3 protein-coding genes are annotated in these 1,606 nt (G+C 73.8%); all 3 read left to right on the forward strand.

The annotated features are described in order from the left end of the window. Positions 1-4: 4 nt before the first annotated feature. The 3 genes from AC0CYZ_RS04065 (at position 5) to AC0CYZ_RS04075 (ending at position 1,474) form a co-directional block, all read left to right on the forward strand. Complete coding sequence (locus AC0CYZ_RS04065) at positions 5-133, forward strand: large ribosomal subunit protein bL35 (protein ID WP_472212594.1); 129 nt, start codon at positions 5-7, stop codon at positions 131-133. A 67-nt stretch (positions 134-200) separates the two neighbouring features. Beyond that, positions 201-605, forward strand: a complete 405-nt coding sequence (rplT, locus tag AC0CYZ_RS04070) for a 50S ribosomal protein L20 (RefSeq protein ID WP_472212590.1) — start codon at positions 201-203, stop codon at positions 603-605. Positions 606-619: 14 nt separating this feature from the next. Further along, positions 620-1,474, forward strand: coding sequence for a TrmH family RNA methyltransferase (locus AC0CYZ_RS04075; RefSeq protein ID WP_472212592.1), 855 nt, complete (start codon positions 620-622; stop codon positions 1,472-1,474). Positions 1,475-1,606: the final 132 nt, after the last annotated feature.

A 1,606-nucleotide genomic window follows, 5' to 3' on the forward strand; every position in this document is an offset into this window, starting at 1 on the left:
GCTGCTGCGCGAGAAGGCCGGCAAGCGCCACCTGCTGGAGAAGAAGTCCAGCGAGAAGACCCGTCGGCTCGCCGGCCAGGTCGAGGTCGCGCCGCAGGACACCAAGCGCCTGCGCAAGATGCTCGGCATCTGACAGCCCCCAGCCAGGGTCGCCGTGACGAACCGGTGACCGTCCCCGACACCCTCAAAGGCAGGACGACGTGGCACGCGTCAAGCGCGCAGTCAACGCCCAGAAGAAGCGCCGTACGGTTCTCGAGGCCGCCAGTGGCTACCGCGGGCAGCGCTCGCGGCTCTACCGCAAGGCCAAGGAGCAGCAGCTCCACTCGCTGACCTACGCCTACCGCGACCGCAAGCAGCGCAAGGGCGACTTCCGGCAGCTCTGGATCACCCGCATCAACGCCGCGGCCCGGGCCAACGACATGACCTACAACCGGTTCATGCAGGGCCTCAAGCTCGCCGGCGTCGAGATCGACCGCAAGAACCTCGCCGAGATCGCGGTGTCCGACGCCGCGGCCTTCACGGCGCTGGTCGAGACGGCCAAGGCCGCCGTCGCCGACGTGCCGAAGGGCGCCGAGGCGTCCGGCGAAGACGGGGCCGCCGCCTGAACGAGCACTCCGATGTGCTCACCGAGCGCACCCCGCGCGTCGCGGCAGCCCGCAAGCTGCTGCGGCGCGCGGCGCGCGAGGACACCGGCCGCTTCCTCGTCGAGGGGGTGCGGCCCGCGTACGACGCGGTCGCCCGGGCCGAGACCGATCCGGGCGCCGTCGTCGACCTCTTCGTCACCGACGCCATGGCCGACCGTGAGCGCGATCTGTTGATCCGCGCCCGGGCGGCCGGCGTCCGCACCGCACTCGTCACGGACAAGGCGGTCGCCAGCCTCACCGACACCGTGCACCCGCAGGGGCTGGTCCTGGTGTGCCGCCGCGACGACCCCGACACCGCCCGGGCCCTGCACGGGGCCCGCCTCGTCGCCGTCCTCGCCGGGGTCGCCGATCCCGGCAACGCGGGCACCGTCATCCGCACCGCCGACGCCGCGGGCGCCGACGCCGTACTGCTCACCGGCGACGCCGTCGACCCGTACAACCCGAAGTCGGTGCGCGCGAGCATGGGGAGCCTGTTCCACCTGCCGGTCCTGCGCGAGCGCTCGACCGACGCCGCCCTCGCGACGCTGCGGGCCGCCGGGCTGGGCGTGGTGGTCGCCGACGGCGACGGCGAGACCGAGCTCGGCCCGGCGACCGACCACCTGCTCGCCGGCCCCACCGCCTGGGTGCTGGGCAGCGAGGCGCACGGCGTGCCCGACGACCTGGCCGCCGCCGCCGACGCCCGCGTCCGGGTCCCGATCCGCGGGCGGGCCGAGAGCCTCAACCTCGCGACGGCGGCCGCGGTCTGCCTGTACGCCTCGGTGCGGGCGCAGGAGACGAAGCGCAGCGGAGCTCGACCATCGGGGCAGGAGACCGTCGGACCCCCTCGATAGACTCGACACCCACCCGTCCCTGAGCAGGAGCAGCAGCCACCCGCGATGTCCGGAACCAACGACTCGTTCGACCCGAAGCAGGTCTCCGCGCTGTCCCCCGAGACCCTCGAGGCGGCGCGCGACGAGGCGACG

The organism is Actinomycetospora sp. (genome assembly GCF_055612215.1).